This window comes from Acinetobacter sp. CIP 102637, from assembly GCF_000368425.1.
Lineage (GTDB): Bacteria > Pseudomonadota > Gammaproteobacteria > Pseudomonadales > Moraxellaceae > Acinetobacter > Acinetobacter parvus.
The window spans coordinates 1,568,484-1,587,439 of sequence record NZ_KB849435.1 but is presented as its reverse complement, the minus strand read 5'-3'; the positions used below and the strand labels follow the sequence as shown (position 1 = coordinate 1,587,439).

16 protein-coding genes are annotated in these 18,956 nt (G+C 41.7%); 11 read left to right on the top strand and 5 right to left on the bottom strand.

Annotated elements, in window-relative coordinates:
• Nucleotides 1-4: 4 nt before the first annotated feature.
• Entirely contained in the window at nt 5-889 is an 885-nt protein-coding gene (gigC, locus tag F967_RS10655) for a LysR family transcriptional regulator GigC (protein ID WP_004799799.1), read from the bottom strand.
• 90 nt (nt 890-979) lie between these two features.
• On the opposite strand from gigC, the gene F967_RS10650 reads away from it, so the two are divergent.
• Complete coding sequence (locus tag F967_RS10650; RefSeq protein WP_004682945.1) at nt 980-1,741, top strand: ferredoxin--NADP reductase; 762 nt, start codon at nt 980-982, stop codon at nt 1,739-1,741.
• A gap of 22 nt (nt 1,742-1,763) precedes the next feature.
• On the opposite strand, the gene F967_RS10645 is transcribed toward F967_RS10650, so the two are convergent.
• Nucleotides 1,764-2,186 (bottom strand): hypothetical protein, encoded by a 423-nt coding sequence (locus tag F967_RS10645; RefSeq protein WP_004682944.1) that lies wholly within the window; start codon nt 2,184-2,186, stop codon nt 1,764-1,766.
• A gap of 207 nt (nt 2,187-2,393) precedes the next feature.
• On the opposite strand from F967_RS10645, the gene F967_RS10640 reads away from it, so the two are divergent.
• The 3 genes from F967_RS10640 to F967_RS10630 all read left to right on the top strand — a co-directional run bounded on the left by F967_RS10640 (nt 2,394) and on the right by F967_RS10630 (nt 4,853).
• On the top strand, nt 2,394-2,594 hold the full coding sequence (locus F967_RS10640; protein WP_004682941.1) for a hypothetical protein: 201 nt from the start codon (nt 2,394-2,396) through the stop codon (nt 2,592-2,594).
• A 228-nt stretch (nt 2,595-2,822) separates the two neighbouring features.
• Nucleotides 2,823-4,451 (top strand): mechanosensitive ion channel, encoded by a 1,629-nt coding sequence (locus F967_RS10635; RefSeq protein ID WP_004799797.1) that lies wholly within the window; start codon nt 2,823-2,825, stop codon nt 4,449-4,451.
• A gap of 222 nt (nt 4,452-4,673) precedes the next feature.
• Nucleotides 4,674-4,853, top strand: a complete 180-nt coding sequence (locus tag F967_RS10630) for a hypothetical protein (protein ID WP_004675071.1) — start codon at nt 4,674-4,676, stop codon at nt 4,851-4,853.
• 46 nt (nt 4,854-4,899) lie between these two features.
• Here the strand turns inward: F967_RS10630 and F967_RS10625 are convergent, their stop codons facing one another.
• The 3 genes from F967_RS10625 to metG form a co-directional block, all read right to left on the bottom strand.
• Nucleotides 4,900-6,096, bottom strand: a complete 1,197-nt coding sequence (locus tag F967_RS10625) for a BaiN/RdsA family NAD(P)/FAD-dependent oxidoreductase (protein WP_004799795.1) — start codon at nt 6,094-6,096, stop codon at nt 4,900-4,902.
• Between the two features lie 53 nt (nt 6,097-6,149).
• Nucleotides 6,150-7,022, bottom strand: a complete 873-nt coding sequence (locus F967_RS10620) for a 1-aminocyclopropane-1-carboxylate deaminase/D-cysteine desulfhydrase (RefSeq protein WP_004799793.1) — start codon at nt 7,020-7,022, stop codon at nt 6,150-6,152.
• 90 nt (nt 7,023-7,112) lie between these two features.
• Complete coding sequence (gene metG / locus F967_RS10615) at nt 7,113-9,182, bottom strand: methionine--tRNA ligase (RefSeq protein WP_004799792.1); 2,070 nt, start codon at nt 9,180-9,182, stop codon at nt 7,113-7,115.
• Between the two features lie 483 nt (nt 9,183-9,665).
• On the opposite strand from metG, the gene F967_RS10610 reads away from it, so the two are divergent.
• From F967_RS10610 to F967_RS10580, 7 genes are all read left to right on the top strand, one after another.
• Nucleotides 9,666-10,202 (top strand): hypothetical protein, encoded by a 537-nt coding sequence (locus tag F967_RS10610; protein ID WP_004799790.1) that lies wholly within the window; start codon nt 9,666-9,668, stop codon nt 10,200-10,202.
• A gap of 158 nt (nt 10,203-10,360) precedes the next feature.
• Nucleotides 10,361-11,590, top strand: a complete 1,230-nt coding sequence (apbC, locus tag F967_RS10605) for an iron-sulfur cluster carrier protein ApbC (protein ID WP_004799788.1) — start codon at nt 10,361-10,363, stop codon at nt 11,588-11,590.
• Between the two features lie 263 nt (nt 11,591-11,853).
• Nucleotides 11,854-12,447, top strand: coding sequence for a LysE family translocator (locus F967_RS10600; RefSeq protein ID WP_004799787.1), 594 nt, complete (start codon nt 11,854-11,856; stop codon nt 12,445-12,447).
• A gap of 107 nt (nt 12,448-12,554) precedes the next feature.
• Complete coding sequence (gene dcd / locus F967_RS10595; RefSeq protein WP_004675063.1) at nt 12,555-13,124, top strand: dCTP deaminase; 570 nt, start codon at nt 12,555-12,557, stop codon at nt 13,122-13,124.
• A 340-nt stretch (nt 13,125-13,464) separates the two neighbouring features.
• The gene (locus tag F967_RS10590; protein WP_004799785.1) at nt 13,465-15,825 is read left to right on the top strand and encodes a hypothetical protein; all 2,361 of its coding nucleotides are present in this window, start codon (nt 13,465-13,467) and stop codon (nt 15,823-15,825) included.
• Between the two features lie 9 nt (nt 15,826-15,834).
• A complete protein-coding gene (locus F967_RS10585) occupies nt 15,835-16,524 on the top strand; it encodes a hypothetical protein (RefSeq protein WP_004799784.1) in 690 nt (229 codons plus the stop codon).
• A 33-nt stretch (nt 16,525-16,557) separates the two neighbouring features.
• The gene (locus F967_RS10580; RefSeq protein WP_004799783.1) at nt 16,558-18,948 is read left to right on the top strand and encodes a DUF6160 family protein; all 2,391 of its coding nucleotides are present in this window, start codon (nt 16,558-16,560) and stop codon (nt 18,946-18,948) included.
• The last annotated feature ends 8 nt before the right edge of the window (nt 18,949-18,956 follow it).

Sequence of the window (18,956 nt, the reverse complement as noted above, 5' to 3'; positions counted from 1 at the left end):
AGGCTTAAACCTGATCTTCACAAAACTGCAAGAATGCCTTTAAACCAGGTCCCTGATACTTCTGACGATGTACCAGCATAAACAGGGGACGGGTGAGTTCCCAGAAAGGTGTATCCAGAATGACCAATTGACCTTTTTCTTGAAGCGGTTCAATCGCAAGCCGTGATACACAGGTTATCCCCAGACCATTGGCAACAATTTTCAGGATGGCTTCATTGTGACCTAGGGTAAGGCGAATGTTGGCATCAGGTAGGTCTTTTAATATAGCGTTGTCAAAGACTTCACGTGTGCCTGAACCCTCTTCACGTAAAATCCATTCCACATCATTAAAGTCTGCTGGAGTGAGGGGATGGTTTAACTGGGTTAAGGGATGTTGCGGAGCGCAACACACCGCGAGTTCATCATCACGCCAATGGATGCACTGTAACTGGGGCAAATGGCATGAGCCCTCAATCAGGGCCAGATCAAGCTGAAACTGGTTCACCGACTCAATCATTTGACGGGTATTGCCCACCTGTAACTGTAAATGTGCCTGTGGATGACGCTGTAAAAAATCTGCCATAAGGTCAGGCATCAGGTAGTCGCTTATAGTCAGGGTTGCACCTAGACGGAGATCGATACTTTGTAATTCACCCTTGGCGGCCTGTTCAAACGATTCACAACGACCTAAAATTTCCAGGGCCTGCGGCAACAAAAAACGGCCCAGATCATTTAACTGCAAGCGCTTGCCCAAGCGGTCAAATAACGGTGCGCCAAGACCATCTTCCAAATCGGCCAGGGCCATGCTTGCCGCACTTTGGGTGAGTCGGACAGCATCACTCGCCTTGGTTACAGTTCCCTCTTGAGCGACCGCCACGAAAACAGCCAATTGGCGTAATGTCATGCGCATGTTAAAAGCCTTACCGTTCGAGTTTAAAAGTATTCATGAATTATCTGATCATGCTAACATGAGCTCACTGTTTCGTGCCACGTTCAAATCATGTCAATTGAAAAATTTAGCGTAGAAAAGGTTTTATCTGTACATCGCTGGGCCCACAATCTGTTTAGCTTCACCATGACCCGACCAGCGCATTTTAAATTTACTGCAGGGCAGTTTGCCCGTATTGGTTTAATGGTTGGTGATGAACTGGTGGTGCGTGCTTACTCAGTGGTGTCTTCGCCATTTGATGAAACGCTGGAATTCTTTTCAATTGTCGTTCCCGATGGGGCTTTTACCTCAAACCTGCAACATTTAAAGGTGGGTGATGAGCTGTATCTTGAAAAAATATCTTATGGCTATTTAACGCTGGCACGTTATCAGCAGCCTTTACCACAGGATTTATGGCTGTTGGCAACGGGAACGGGTTTGGCACCATTTTTATCAATGCTGCAAGACTTTGAGACCTGGAATAAATATCAACAAATCAATTTGGTCTACAGTGTTCGTACCGCATCCGAACTGGCCTATGTTGACCGTATTCAGGAAATCGCCAAGCTATTTGGTGAGGGGCATTCAGGCTTTAGATTTATTCCAATTATCACCCGTGATCCAAATGCGGCTTTACATGACCGTTTACCAGTTCTGATTGCAAATGGTGAGCTGGAAAAGGCAGCAGGATCAGAATTGAGTCCAGCAAGCAGCCATGTCATGTTGTGTGGCAATCCACAAATGGTGGAAGATACCAAGGAAGCATTAAAACAGCGTGGCTTGACCATGAACCGCCGTGGTGAGGGGAATATTGCGGTGGAGAATTATTGGTAATATTGGGTGGACTGGATATGTTTTAGTGTACGAACATATCCATAAATTCACGGATTTCCTGAATCGCGGTATCAACATCGGTGGTGAGCCATGTGGGTTCAAACAGTCCTGCATAGTGTTCCAGACGTTCCTGTGGAACAACAAGGCGAACAGGGCATTCTTCCTCAAGCAAACGCCACGGCAGAATCGGAACCTCATTGTCCAGAAAAGCCTGAACATCGCGGATATCCACAATCATCGCATTGATGCATTCAGGAAAAGGCATCACTGAAAGTTCTTCGGTACGGCGGCGGAAATATTCAAGATCGCCCCATTTCAGGGTATAGCTGGGTTTGTTGAACTCAATCAGTCCAATCAAATGCTCATCTCGTGTGTAATGTAGAAAACACTGATGGGTTACATCCGTATCTAGATCAAGTGAGACACTTTGCTGTTGGTAGGACATAAAGCAGAACATTTAGGAATTGAGGGCGCGTAGTATAGCCTATTTTTAGTGTTTTCTAAACCGCGTATATTTTAAACAAAAAATAAGGAAGAAACAGTAGAGTTTTGCAACAGAAACAACGATAGTGCGAAGCTTTTTCACACAATGCAACATAAGCAGTTGCTAAGATAAGAGCCTGAGAAATAAAAATTATGAGGGCTAGCTATCATGCATGATTTTAGTAAGCCACAGCCTCATGTGGCAAGTCAGGAGGAAGTTGCAAAGAAAAGGAAATTACCCATTTACATATTGGTCATTGTGGGGATTTTCCTGATTGCACTTCTTGTTTATATGGTCGCGGATCATTCAGCGAATCCAACTGCACAGGCAATGTTGTCTCATATGCAGTCGGTACTTTTGGATGCCTAGATCATTTATTTTTAGACCAAAACCTGTTGAATTGAAAAAGCTCATTGGTGTGAATCAATGAGCTTTTTTGCAAAATTATGCGGACTTTTTGTTGTATTAGTGCTGCCGTTTATTGATTGTAAAATAGACAAAAATTAAGGTTGAGACATCCATAAGTTATGTTCTTGGTTATAGAGCGATCATGGGTGGTTTGATTAATTTTAAAACACAACATAAGGATAACAACACATGAATGAATATTTTACTGATCCCTCCCTCAGAGGAGGATTCGATGCAATGTATTATTGGGACCAGTTTCACCCAATTTTAGCGGCAATTGTTATCTTACTTTTAGGTTGGATTATTGCATTGATTGTTGCTGCTGGCGTGAAAAAGTTACTCCAGAAACTGAACACCAATCATAGATTGTCTTCTGCCACTGGTCATAAACCAAATATTGAAAACCTGCTTTCCAAACTGGTTTTCTGGTTTGTGATTATCCTTGCCGTTGTCGGGGCATTGAATGTGCTGAACATCAGTGGCGTGAGTGATCCATTCAGCAATATGGTTGGTCGGATTCTGGCCTTTATTCCAAACCTGCTGGCGGCCGTTGCAGTCGGTTTTATTGGCTGGATATTGGCAGGGCTGGTCAAGGCAGGACTAACCAATGTGCTTGCCAGAACGGAAATGGACGAGAAGCTCAGCAATGAGGTGGGTGTAGGCTCACTCAGCAGTAATATTGGTGAAATTTTCTACTGGCTGGTCTTGTTGCTGTTCTTGCCAATTGTGCTGTCTATTCTAGGCCTGACAGGCCTGTTGATTCCTGTACAGAATATGGTGAATGAGGCGGTTGCGTATTTACCGAACCTACTTATAGCAGGTGTCATCATTTTTGTGGGCTACATTCTGGCAAAAATTGTGCGTGGCATTGTCGAAGGGTTGAGTAATAGCCTTGGCTTACAGACACAGGCAGAAAAAATAGGTTTGTTTAAGAACTCCAATGTATCCAAATTTCTGGGTTCGTTTGTTTTTGCCATCATTATTATCACGGCCTTGATTGTGGCATTTGAGGCACTGGGTATAGAGGCAATTTCCCAACCTGCCACAGCAATGCTCAATCAAATCATGTATGCAATTCCACAAATTATTGCTGCTGGTCTGATCTTGATTGTGGCCTATGTAGTTTCCCGTTTTGTTGGACGTTTGGTGGCCGAACTGGTTTCAGGAGCGGGTGTTGATGAAATTCCAATGAAGCTGGATGTGCAACGCTTCCTTGGACAAACCCGTGTTTCAGATATCATCGGTTGCCTGATAGTATTCTTTACCATGCTGTTTGCTGTTTCAGAGGCTGCTGACCGACTTGGTTTGGAACAGATCAGTGTGCTGATTGCAATGTTTATCCAGTTTGGTGCCAGTATCCTGCTTGGTGCGGTAATTCTGGTTGTTGGCTTCTGGCTGGCCAATGTGGTTGCCAATGTGATTCAACGTGGTGAATACAATAGCTCACGCTGGTTGGGCAATCTGGTTCGTATTTTAATTATGGGCTTGGTGATTGCGATGGGCTTAAGGGCAATGGGTATTGCTGACTCTATTGTGAACCTCGCATTTGGCTTAACCCTCGGTTCAGTTGCTGTCGCGTTTGCTCTGGCTTTTGGTCTAGGTGGTCGTCAACCTGCGGAACGTTTGCTCAGTGATCTGTTGGATAAAGCAAAAACTGAGGCAAAACATCCAAATCCGTTGCGTCAAAATGAGATGACGCCAAATAATCCAGTGAGTACAGCAACTCCTGCACCAGCCAATCCAGTGAATCCGATAGCGCCAACACCAATCAATCCAGAGAATCCAAAACCACCGATTCCTCCATATTCGGATGAATAGTAAAAATAATCTTTGATTTTTTTGGTCAATTCGACCACTCTAGGCAGGGTGGTCGTTTTGTTTGTATAGTGGCTAAAATCCCCTCATACTTCGTTATGAAACTTGCCAATAGATTTGCTATTACCTACGTTTCATGCCTAGTCTGATGAAATTTTAGCCTACAACGCAATTCATTTATAAAATATCAACCGCCCCAAAATAAAAAGTCTATAGGAGGATAAAATGAAGAGGCCAAATCGTGTATTCGCACCCATTATTATTGCAGGCATCACTGTAGGCTTTTTGGCCAGTGCGTATAAGTTTGTGGTTGCCAAGTCGGGTTCAGTGAAAGAGAAACCGATTGAAAATACTCAGCAGGCACTTTCCTCAGAGGCAGCAAACTCTTCAGATGAACGAAGTTAAAATATTTCAAGGGTAGTGCAAAACACTATTCTGTACTGCAAAACAGCTAGACAAACTGGGCTGCGGCTTGGGCAGATGACCATGCCCACTGGAAGTTATATCCCCCTAGATGACCTGTCACATCGAGCACTTCACCAATAAAATACAAGCCTTTCTGTTTCTTGCTTTCCATTGTTTTTGAGGATACTTCGCTGGTATCCACTCCTCCAAGCGTGACCTCGGCAGTACGATAGCCCTCCGTTCCCGATGGCTTCACTATAAATGCATGCAGTTGCGCCGCAATCTGTTCAAGTTGAAGATCGCTGATATTTCCAATCGCTGTCTCACTTTGTTCAGCCCAAATCAGTTGCTGTAGTTCCAGCACGATACTTTTTGCAGTAAATTCATTTAACAGGGTACGCAGTAATACCTTAGGCTGTGTTTTTTTCTTTTCCTTAAAAAATTGCACGAAATCCTGACCTGGAAAGAAATCAATGTTGAAGCTTTCCCCTACATGCCAGTAGTTTGAAAGCTGCAATGAGCTTGGGCCACTTAAACCACGATGGGTAAATAGCAGGGCCTCGGTAAATTGATGGAGGTCATTGATTAAGGTGGCATCTAGGGCATTGCCGCTTAGTCGTGTCGTGACTTCCTTAAAATGGTCTGAAAAGGTAAAGGGGACCAGACCTGCACGGGTAGGGAAAACATGATGGCCAAACTGCTGTGCAAGTTCATAGCCAAATCCTGAACCGCCAAGGGTTGGAATGGATAAGCCACCTGTTGCTACAACCAGTGATTCACAATGATAAGTTCCTTGGCTGGTTTCAATGACAAAACCTGAATCAGTCTGGGATTTTGCCTGCTGAACTTCGCAGTGGGTTTGAATTTTGACCTGTTTGGCCTTGTCACATTCTGAGAGTAACATTTCCAGAATTTCCTTGGCCCCGTTCAGGGTAAACAGTTGTCCGTGCTTGCGTTCTTCGTATTCAATGCCATATTCACAGACCAAGCCAATAAAGTCCCAGTTGGTATAACGGCTAAGGGCCGAAATCACGAAATGTGGATTTTCGGAAATATAGTTGGAGGGCTCAACATCCAGATTGGTAAAGTTGCATTTACCTCCCCCTGACATCAGAATTTTTTTACCGATCTTATTGGCCTTTTCCAGTACCACAACCGAACGCCCACGTTTGCCTGCTTCAGCAGCCAACATCAGGCCTGATGCACCCGCACCTAAAACAACAACATCAACCTGATGAACCATGAGTATTACTCGGTAGACGAAAAGCGGGCAATTATAAAAGATTTGTGGGGGTTTTAATATGCTTCAAGCTTTCCCTGCAACCCACCTGTATGAATGGCCAGGATTCGAGTGTGGGCAGGGAAATGACTGTGCTGGATTAAATCAAGAAGTCCCATCATCATTTTAGCGGTGTACACCTGTTCCAAGGGGATATCATATTGTTGTTCAAATTGCTGCATAAATTGCAGCAGTTCAAGCGTGGTTTTGGCATAACCACCACAACAATAGGCATCAGTTAAAGACCAATTGCTTTTATCAGTCCATTGTTGAATGTCATGTTTGAGAAAATCACCTTTTAATGCAGAAAAGCCTAAAACATGCTGTAGCTCTGAGCTGCTTTCAATAATGCCTGCAAGGGTTCCACCTGTACCCACAGCACAACAAATTACGTCATAATTTTCTAAATCATCAGGGGAGAGGATTTCCTGTGTCCCTTGAATGGCAAGGGCATTGCTTCCGCCCTCTGGAATAATAAAGGCTTGAGGGTATTGTTGCTGCAACTGTTGTAGATACTCAGCTTGATGGCGTAAACGATATTTAGTCCGACTGACAAAATTTAACTGCATACCCAAATCATGTGCTGTTTGTAGCGTTGGATTGAATGGTTGCGAAGCCAGTTCTTCACCACGAATCATGCCAATACTTTGAAAACCAAAATGCTGTGCTGCAAAGGCTGTTGCGGCAATATGATTGGAAAATGCACCACCAAAAGTGAGGACTTGAGAAAAACCTTGCTGTTGTGCTGCCAAGAGGTTGTATTTCAGTTTAAAAAACTTGTTGCCCGAAATCTGGGGATGAATCAGATCAAGGCGTTTGATGGTCAGTTGAACAGGCTGGGGAAGCTGCAATGTTTGATAAGGAATGGGAAAGGCAATGTGATCAAACATTTTTTGCGAACGAGAAATGAATTTGACCACATTGTAAATGTATTTGATTGAGAATGTCAGTAGAGGCTTTTCTCATCTCAGATCTAAATCTTAAGACACTTTATCACCCGCTTTAGCCCCAGATTCAGGTGAAATCACCCAAACACCTTCACCATTACCCGCCGCAAGTACCATGCCGTTAGAAATACCAAAACGCATTTTACGCGGTGCAAGGTTAGCCACCATCACCACTAATTTGCCTTTTAAATCTTCTGGCTGATAAAACTCACGAATACCACTAAATACATTGCGTGGTTCAGCTTCACCGACGTTTAAAGTGAGTTGAAGTAATTTATCAGAACCCTCAACGGTTGCTGCTTCTAAAACTTCTGCCACACGAAGATCAATTTTCATAAAATCTTCGATACCAATCGTGCTTGTGTTAAGAGTAGCTTCACCCACTTTTGGCTCAGGCTTTTTCTCGGCTTTCTTCTCTTTTTTCTTCTCGGCTTTTGGCGCTTCTGCCGCAGCAGCCAAAGAATCTTTAGACGCATCTACCATTGCTGCAACTGCTTTAGGATCCACACGCTGCATAAGCGGTTGGAATTGAGCAATTTCATGTGCCACTAAAATCTGCTTGCGAGATTCAAAATCAAAGCTTTCAAGCTGCAAGAATGCCTGAACTTGAGCCGCAAGTGTAGGAAGCACTGGAGCCAAGTAAATCGCAAGTTGACGGAATAAGTTAATACCGACTGAGCAAACATCATGAACTTGTTGTTCTTGACCTTCTTGTTTTGCAAGTGCCCACGGTTTTTTCTCATCAATATATTGATTCGCTTTATCCGCAAGTGCCATGATTTCACGAATTGCAGCAGAAAACTCTCGTGCCTCGTATGCCTTGGCAATCGAATCACCCGCATCAATAAAGCTTTGAACCAGCTCAGGTTCAGCACAGGTACTGGATAAAGTATTATTGAAATTGCTATTAATGAATTTTGCACAACGGCTAGCAATATTCACTACCTTACCAACCAGGTCAGAATTTACTTTCTGAACAAAGTCATCCAGATTCAAGTCTGAATCTTCAACTTTGTCAGAAAGCTTAGACGCAAAGTAATAGCGTAAATATTCAGGGTTTAAATGCTGTAAATAAGTTTCGGCTTTGATGAATGTGCCACGAGACTTCGACATCTTCTGACCATTCACGGTCAGGAAACCATTGACGAATAAACCTGATGGCGTGCGGTAGTTTGCACCCTCAAGCATGGCAGGCCAAAATAGCGCATGGAAATAAACAATGTCTTTACCAATGAAATGGTAGACTTCATTTTGTGAATCTTTTTTCCAGAAATCATCAAAACTTAAATCTGGACGTTTGGTTTTGATATAGTTTTCAAAACTCGACATATAACCAATCGGTGCATCGACCCAAACATAAAAATATTTGTTTGGTGCATCTGGAATTTCAAAACCGAAATAAGGTGCATCACGGGAAATATCCCAGTCAGATAAACCAGCATCGAACCATTCATCCAGCTTATTGGCAATCGAAACAGGTAAACGACCTTGATCACGCGTCCATTTTTGCAAATATTCAGCAAAATTAGGAAGCTTAAAGAAGTAGTGATCTGATGATTTTTCTACAGGCGTTGCGCCACTCAAGGTTGAGCGTGGATTCAATAATTCAGTTGCATTGTAAGTTGTACCGCACACTTCGCATGCATCGCCGTATTGATCTTCGGCTTTACATTTCGGGCATGTGCCTTTAATGAAACGGTCAGACAAGAACATGCCTTTTTCAGGATCGAATAGTTGTGTGACAGGACGAACAGCGATATTGCCTGCTTCACGGTTTTTAATATAAATCTCAGATGCACGTGCTTTGTTTGCATCGCTATGAGTTGAATCATAATGATCGAAATGCACACCAAAACCATCAAAATCACGAATGTGTTCTTTTTGAACATTGGCAATTTGCGCTTCAGGACTGATGCCGTTTGCTTCAGCACGTAACATGATCGCTGTACCATGAGCATCATCCGCACATACGTAAGTCACGTCATGACCCATTGCACGCATCGCACGAACCCAAATATCTGCTTGGATATAACCGAGTAAGTGACCCATATGGATAGGACCATTGGCATAAGGGAGGGCATTGGTGACTAAAATTTTACGCACGGATATTGTTCTCTCATTCGTATTTACAAGGTGGATGATTTTACATGACTTAAGACAGACTTGCACAAGGGAATCGGTGAAATCTTTTTAATCGGATTAGACTGCCTGTGTTAGTTTTAAACTTCATCAAAACTTCACTTTGGCTTCAGTCAAAGTACGTCTATTTAAATGAAAATAAATACGGCATCAAATCGCTGGAGAGAAAAATGCGATCTTGGAATTTAGTCTGTGCATCGTTATTGGCATGTTTTATATGAAATCTTCAAAAAAGAGTTTCAAGCCTAAAATTGACCTGATTCATTGATAGGATTTTTATATCCAAAAATTCAAAAAGTTATCGATCAGCAATGATTTGAAGCTTACTGTATTCCAATTGTTTCAATTTGCAGCAATTCCGCCAAAATTTAACAGAACCTTGTATAACTATAGGCAGAAAACAATTGTGGCTTTCATGACATAGTAATAGTAAGAGGAAATAACATCATGACAAATGATAAAATTGATCAGTTAAAAGATTTCGCTGCAAAAGACCTTGCACAGACTAAGGCGGACCTTCAGCATGCAAAAGATAAAGCCAGTGAATTAGGCAAAGACATTAAACAAAAAGGTCAGGAAACTGTCGAAGATGTTAAAAACTTTGCATCAAAAGACCATGAGCAAACCAAAATTGACTTGCAGCAGGCAAAAGACAGAGCGAGTGAATTGAAACAAAAAGGGGAACAAACTCTGGATGACTTAAAGAGCAATGCAAGTGAAAAGTATGATGAAACTAAGGCAGCTTTATCAAGCAAGGCGGATGAACTAAAAGATAAATTAGCCGATACTCAACAAGCAGCAAAAGAGAAGTTTGATCACTTTAAGGAAGAGGCCAGCCATAAACTTGATGATGCAAAGGCTAAAGCCGCTGAGTTAAAAGATGAGGCTGCTGCAAAACTTGATGAACTGAAAGCTCAGGCGAGTACTAAGCTGGATGATTTAAAGAAAGCGGCAACCGATGCTGTAAATAAACTCAAAGGTTAATCGTTGCTAAAATTCTAAATCATGGACGTTCATATTGAGAGAAGAAAATACGCTATAAAAAATGAGCAATTATCTTCGTAGATGTGAGCGTCTATTCTGCAATACTGCTAAACTAGCCAAACTCAGTGATATGTTGATCTGTTTTTGGAGTAAACAAAATGTCGTGGCTTTCTTCCTTAAAATCTGTTTTTTCACCAGCGCAAGAAGTCAAGGAAGATGACATCCAAACCGTTCTACAAAACTATATCCTCCCCTATTCAGAGAATCGCTTAAAAGACCGTATTAGTCAGGTCAACGTACAAGAGCATGTTTTACAACTGACCATCAATACCTTTCCACAAGAAAAAGACCATTTACAACAGATTCACGATGAGCTTGCCGAAGCCTTGGAAAAGTGTGGGATTCAGGAACTCAATCTTCATATCATCCAGCAAAAACATGCAGCACATGGCGAAGCTGCGCATAGCTGCTCACCCAAGCCTAAAGCGGAAAATAGCAATTTACCGCCAGTCATGGATGCCTCACCTAAACCTGAAACTGATCCGAATAATCCACCAATTCAAAAAGCTGCGCCGCAGCAACGCGATGTGGCAGCCCATCCACGTATCCAGAATGTGATTCTGGTATCGTCGGGTAAAGGTGGGGTGGGTAAATCCACCACTACGGTCAACCTTGCGCTTGCCTTGCAGCAATTGGGTTTAAAAGTTGGGGTCTTGGATGCAGACATTTATGGCCCAAGTATTCCAACCATGCTGGGTAATGCGGGTAGAACCCCCCTGATTGAAAATGAACACTTTGTTCCACTGGATGCTTACGGCATGGCGGTACTTTCGATTGGGCACCTGATTGGGGCGAACAATACCCCAGTGGCTTGGCGAGGACCAAAAGCAACAGGTGCACTGATGCAATTGTTTAATCAAACCTTGTGGCCTGATCTGGATGTGTTGGTGATTGATATGCCACCAGGCACTGGAGACATTCAACTTACGTTGGCACAGCGTATTCCAGTCACAGGTGCCGTCATTGTGACCACACCGCAAAATGTTGCACTTATGGATGCGGTAAAAGGCATTGAATTATTTAATAAAGTGAACATCCCTGTATTGGGTGTGATTGAAAATATGTCCACCCATATCTGCTCTAACTGTGGTCATGAAGAGCAGATTTTTGGTACAGGAGGTGGTGATCAGTTATCTGGGCAATACCATATTCCATTGCTTGGACGCTTGCCTCTGGATGCTAAAATTCGTGAGCATGCAGATAACGGTAAGCCGAGCGTGATTGCACAGGATAGCGCGGCGCAAAGCTATATCAATATTGCCCAAGCTGTAATACAACACATGGAAAAGCTGCCTAAACGCCAAAGAGATGACAAACGAATCTTCTAAAGTAAAAGACCTCTAAATTTAGAGGTCTTTTTTTATAAACCAGAGCTGTTTTACAAACATGATTTAAGCAATACGTTATATTTAACCTATTTAAAATTACCAATTTTTATGCAGTGACTTTAGAGTAAAGTGGACTTGAGATTATAAAAATATAAATAAAACATGTGCTTAAATAATCTGCCGTCATAAGTGCTTACAGTTAAAATTTTGCTATGGATGAGCAATTGGATTAATGTAAAAACATCTTTTAGTGAGGTCATTCAATGATTTCATGGTTTTTTATTGGTTTAGTCATCACCATTTTGCTTACTCCTGGCCCAACCAACACCCTGCTTGCATCTTCAGGTATTCAGGTGGGGTTGCGTAAATCATTATTACTCATTCCAGCAGAGGCAATTGGTTATATCATTGCAATCAGTGCATGGGGAATGCTGATCGGCAAAGTTTCTACTACACTACCTTTATTACCCACTTTTCTTAAATTATTGAGCGCAGGCTATATTGTTTTTCTGGCTGTAAAATTATGGCGTACTGCCGATCAGAAAGTGGCGTTAAACCAACCGACCATTCGCTCGCGTGAGTTATTGTGTGCGACTTTACTCAATCCTAAAGCGTTATTATTTGCCTCAGCTATTTTCCCAGCAGTGGCATGGAACAGCCAGCAAATCTACATGGCGCATATGGGTACATTTGTTGCACTGATTCTCCCGATTGCATTGTTCTGGATTTCTGTTGGTGCAGCCCTCGCCACCAATAAAGTAAAATGGCTGTCGCAATCCAAATTACAACGTACCGCATCAGTTGTCTTGCTCAGCTTCTCAATTCCAATTAGCTACTCAGCACTGATCAATTTATAATATTCCAAGCGCTATCAATGATCGCAGAATAGGGCTGTTATTTCCATTGATGTCATTTTGCGTTAAAGTACCTGCCAATCATTCACTTCGTCTTTGGATAAAAAGTCATGGCAATAAAATCTGATCGTTGGATTCGTGAAATGAGCGAAAAACACGGCATGATTGAACCTTATGCAGAGAATCAAGTTCGTTTCGATGCAAACGGAGAAAAACTGATTTCCTATGGGGTATCCAGCTATGGCTATGATGTCCGCTGCGCACGTGAATTTAAAGTTTTTACCAATGTTCACTCTGCCATTGTCGATCCAAAAAACTTTGATGACAGAAGTTTTATTGATATTGAGTCTGATGTTTGTATTATTCCACCCAACTCTTTCGCACTTGCACGTACCATTGAATATTTCCGTATCCCACGCAATGTATTGACAGTTTGCCTTGGTAAATCGACTTATGCGCGTTGTGGCATTATTGTGAATGTCACGCCGTTAGAGCCTGAGTGGGAAGGTCATGTGACCCTTGAGTTTTCCAATACAACCAATCTGCCAGCACGTATTTATGCAGGTGAGGGTGTGGCGCAAATGCTGTTCTTTGAAAGCGATGAAGTGTGTGAAACATCTTATAAAGACCGTGGTGGTAAATACCAAGGTCAAACAGGTGTGACTTTGCCGAAGACATAGTATTACAATTTGCAACAATCATTTTTCATGCATGATTGTTGCTATTCTTGTTTTGATAATTGATAAATAAAATTATAAGATTCATGCATATAATAAAGGGCTTTTCGGTTAAAATTTATCTTCATTCATCGGAAAATATACCATTCACCTAAATTGTTTTGCATTTGTGTAAATATTCGGCATAATGAAAAATGAGATGACATAGGCAAAATTTGTCTATAGTTTGAGTGATGCTAGGAAGCACGTCTTTAACTCTAAATTTGAGGGTAGATGGAATCACTTAAGAGGGATTTAAGAAAAATAACGCTGGTGCAGAGCATCGTGTAACAGGAAGGTAAAGATGACTACACTTCATACGGTATCATTTCAAAAAACTGTTTTGGCAAGCCTGATTGGTTTATGTTTAAGCCAGTCTGCTTTTGCGTTACAAGAGATCTCTGATGAGGGGTTGAGTAATGCGACAGGCGAGGGAATTGCATTCTTACCTACCGATATGTCAATGCAGTTTAATGGTGCCCACAGTACCACAAGCACGAAAGGAAACTTTAGTGATATTACTGATAATAGTAATCCTGGGGTGGGTTATATTCATCTGATTCCTGTTGGCCCTTTGACTAAGACAGCAATGGATACCAATGGTGATGGTACCGTCAACACCTCTGACCGTGCGGTTGGTAAAGCCGATATTTACTTGTATGGATTGGCTCTGTCTCAATCAAATAAAGCAAGCAATGTTGCATTAACTGATACTGATTGGAATAATCGTTTTGGTAAAAATATTACGTCATGGGGAACACCTGAAAATCCATGGATTTTAAAAGTCCAAACAGCACTGGATGTACCAAACTTTTCTGCGACATCTCCAACAGATACAGGGAAATCAGATGTTCCTTATTTAATGTTGGAAGCACCTCTATATAACACAAGCATACCTTCTGATACTGCAACTGATGCAGCAACGAATGGCTCTGGTGCATATAACTTAAAACTTGGCTTATGGGCGGACGCTTTTGTACGTGACCCAAGCAAAGTAGAGGGGGATGCAAATGAGTTTGCATTAGGGGCAATGTATGGTAGTGCCTCAAATACCAGTCGTGAAAACCGTTTACGCTTACAGGCGATTTGGGATGGTTTTAGCATTAACGGTTCAAATATAAAAATATTCCAGACACTTGGGGGAGCATCTGGTACTAAGGGGATTAGTACCAGTTATAACCAGACATTTGGTATGGCTGGAGTGTTGCGTTTAAATAGTGGTGATTCAACAGGTGCAAGTTCAAGAGCAACCTTTACCAGTGCTATGCGTACGAACGGAAGCTGGGCTATGGATAATAATTCCACAGCTTATGGTAAACCTGTGACCTTTGGTTGTGGCAATAGTGCGAATGCGACTAATTTTGGTGTAGCTCGGTGTGAGTATCGTTACAGATCAAGAACTATTACTGATACAGTAACCAATGGTTCGTGGACTGCACCTATAGCAGCGAATGTTTTGCGTTTAAGTACCAAAGAAACCACAGATGATTCAACCAAATTAACGACTACTCCAGCGATCAATGGTGGTGTGGCTCCAAGTTTTTATGCGCAACCTACATCTGAGACTGCTATAAATAACGATGGTATCTATCTCTATAATCCAAATATCAATTTGGTCTTGGGTACATTGTATCAGCCATTGATGTTGGGTGTGGCGGATGATGGGAAGAACATTAGTCTGGAGATTGCTCGAATCCCCAATAAAGAAAGCATCTATAAAAAGCTATATACTGACTATGATAACCCAAGCAGTACCACATATACAGGTTCAACCTGTAATGTTCATAAATGTGGTGATAATGGTTTAACAGGGTATCAGGGCAACAACGCAACCCACAGTAGCATCACCATTGGTTCAACTGTGTATGATGCGAGTACAAACAGCTTGTCTGCTGAAAAAGGGAATGGCGCTGTCGGGATTTCTTTTGGCGCATTGAAAAATCGTACAGGAATAAATGATACAAGAACGTATAAACAGTGGCAGGATCAGCAGCGTCAAATTAAAACGGATGAATTTAACTGGACAGACACCTATCGTGTGAGAAAATATGATTCTTGGTGTGATGGGATTTTTGGCGATAACTGTAATGCTACGGAAGTTGCACAGAAATACGATCCTTATTCTGGACAAATGAGTTGTGTGAATAATAATTTTGGAGGTACATGGTGTGATCGTAGTGTAGTACATAATGGAACATCACAAGCCATTGGAAATCGTAATGGATATAATGCCAATGTTGTGATTAATAAGGGAGCTTATAGTCAATGGTCATATCGTACTTCGGGTAATGCTGACGTAGGTACGTTTAATGATAATAATGGGGCATACAATGACTTCACAACATATAACTGGAACCAGCAAGCCAATAATCGGGATTATGAGTCAGATCGTGCATTATCTGCGGCAAATATGAACTGGGATTTAACTTCTACAGGTGGTGGATCAGTTCCGCGAACATGTTCGGACTTAAATAGCGCTACCTGTACAGGTTTGGCGAATTGGGCTGATGTTACGGCTAAATCAGCTGGGATTCGTGGTATTTCACCTGACCCTGTACCAACTGTACAAAACTCATTTAAAATGTCCCCATCAAATAACTTTGGTTCAGCAGTGATTGATGGCTTACTTATTCAACATTTAAAAGTGACAACCAAAGGTTTATAGGAGAAGTATATGCGTCAGTTATATCTATTGATCTCTATTACATTGTCCTGTAATGCCTTTGCACAGTTAGAGCAGTTGGATAACTCCGCTTTGCAGCAAGTCAATGCTCAGGCAGGGGCTGATATTTCATTGGTGCTTTCCTTAAACCATACCCCAAACTATCAACTGGATACTAATCTATGTGGTGCAGCACTCAGTGCGGATATTCGGGCTTGCCGTTTGGCGATTTCACTCAATAACCGTAAAAATGCGAGTGGATACAAACAATGGTTGGTGTTTAAAGGGATTCAAGGCACAGTAAATTTACAAAAAATGGGTCTGGATGGGGTTGACCTGAAATATAAAAATAAATCTGGTACAGAAATTGTTAAACCAGCTATTCAATTGAGCTTTTCCAAGAATACCCCTATTTTAATCAGAAATCTGGGTTTTGATACGATGGCGATTGAAACAGATACCGCACTTGAAACTAATAGTGCAAATACACCAGGATACTGGGCATTGACCAGTGGTACCAGCAGTAATGGGCAAACCTACACAGATGGTTACTATGACCAACTTGCTACATCACCAACCGCGGTAGATGGCTATGATTATAAACGGGAAATTGGTTTTACAGGCATGAAAATGCAGGGAAATCTCAGTTTAAACAATAAATTGATGATTTTTAGCTGTGATGGAACACATCCACGTTGTTAAGCCTGAGTAGGATCATATAAGGATATTGAAGCCATGCAAAAACAAAAAAATATTTTCTTACTGAGTATACTGAGTAGCAGCATTTTAATGAGTATGCACTCAGCTCATGCTTTACAGGTCATGACAGATAGTGATTTACGTGCGGTAAATGCTCAGGATGGTGTTCATGCTGAGGTGAGCTATGATGCCTTGCATATAGACCAGATCTATTGGGAAGATAAGGCAGGTAATTCAACGGGTACAGGTCAACAGGATTTACGGGCGACATTAAACGATGTCAATATTACGCGTGGTACACTACCAACAAGTCAGAATCTGGGTGTAATCACCGAGTTAAAGACCACCAGTTCAGGTTCTAAAGTGGGTGTGGACCTAAATGCAAAAGTTACACTGGGTACAATTGAGGTTGCAAATACTAAATTTTGTAAGGCATCAGGTTGTGTTGCAACAGATAAAACACTAGGCAAATTAACGCTCCAGTCAAACGACCAAAATATTATACATTTGACAACAACAGATGGCTTATTTAGTACAACAGCTCAGGGAACATTGGAGCTTGGCTTTAAAAACCTAAATATTGGTTTAACCCAAAAACAGGATGCTTCCACACTAAACACTTTATTAATGCAAAATTTTAATTTTAATTTTAAAGGATTAGGGCAAATCTATGTAGACAATAAAAAAGGTTTGATTCTGGAAACAGGGAGTTCTGGTTATGCAGATTTTTCCAGGGTTGATAGTGATGGCGATGGTAATGTGGACCGTCCAGGTTTAAACCTTGAATTTATGCTGAAAGACAATGCAGGCGTTGAAAAAGGGCTGATTCGGGCAGGTGCAAATGGTCGTATGCTCAATGGTTCTTTGCAATTTCGTGGCGTGGATGATACTGAAGCCGCCATAGTTCTCGGTTTTGCCAATCGGCGAGGAACAGACGTATCGGGAAACCCTAATATTGTTGCTACTACAAATTCCATTGCAGGGAAAACAGGCATGGCATTTCGTTTGACTGGCGATTTTACCAATGATCAAGACAATTTGGGTGACAATGCAACGACATTGGAGTTGGGCGGGGCGGGAAGTTATGCTTATGGTTTACGTTTTGCTAATATTACCCCTTTAGTTACACGTAAGGGAATTGGGGCAGCAGTAACCAATAATACCACTACAGACGCAGCATTGAATCCTGATCGAGCAGGGCTGGATACAGGAAATGTGTATTTTAACTTGGTGGATGCAAGACAAATTGCATTACCCGTCAGTAGCCGTTTAACTTCAGAATATTTAGGGAACAGTGCTAACCCACTGAGTACTTCTGCGGACTTTATTCAAACGATTGCTAAAACTGACCAAAATCAGATCAATCCTTACAGTTTTGTCACCTCTGTCCGAAATATGAACTTTGCCGCACTTTCAAGACGAGGACAATTTATAGCAACTCCTGATGTTACAGATGCTTCAAAATTACCTTCGTCTACTGCCACAAAGTGGGGGCTGGGTTTACCGATTTATAACCTAAATGCCAACTTTGCACTTTATGGAAAAACCAGTGGTGGGGCGGCGGCTGGAGATTATCTTGTCACAAAAAATGCCAGTACAGGTGCAATTACTGTGACACCAATTTCTGGTTCAGAGCGTTTGGGCTTTAGCTTGGCAATGTCAACTGAAGGGGTAAGCTCAGATGGTTTACAGTCAACCTCTATTATTTTAATTGATGGGGGGGATAATACCAATTATAGTGGCGGTGCAAGTAAACCAACGGATTATTATATTGGTTTGCGTAATATTGATATGTTGCTTAATGGCTACGGTAGTATTGGTTTTGAAAATAGTCAGTTTAATGTCAGTTTGCCAAAATTATTAATGGTGATGTCAGCACAATTGGCAGCAGGCTACTTACCTGGTGCGAAATATAAGACATGTGCAACAAATAACGTGTGCTATGCACCATCCAATAACTTTACTTTGCCAAATGATATTTTAGCTGGTTTAAAAATACGTTTAGGCGGTAGTATGAATTTGGCATTGATTCCTCGTATTGCCTTAGCTAACCAGAGTGGTTTGGTTGATGGGGTGAACCGCTTAAATATTGTGGGTATATTCAAATTAGACCCAGAGCAACATAGTAGTATTCAAGTGATGGACCCAGTCGATAAGTCGGCTTTAGGTTTAGATAATATGGTTGGCACTTTGGCTTTTGATAATAACCTGATTGTAAATAAGGACAGTGTTGGTTTTAATTTTGGCTTTAATTTTAATCCAGAAAAGAGCTTGAGTGATGTATTTCGAGTCAAGGATGTCAACTTTTATCCAGCCAAAGACGGTGTGGTGGGGGATGCCAGACGTTTGGGTGAAATGGCGATTACAGGCGGGCGTTTAAACAGTAATATGACGATTAAGCCTCGTGATGGCAATTTTGTTTTTTAAAGGATAAT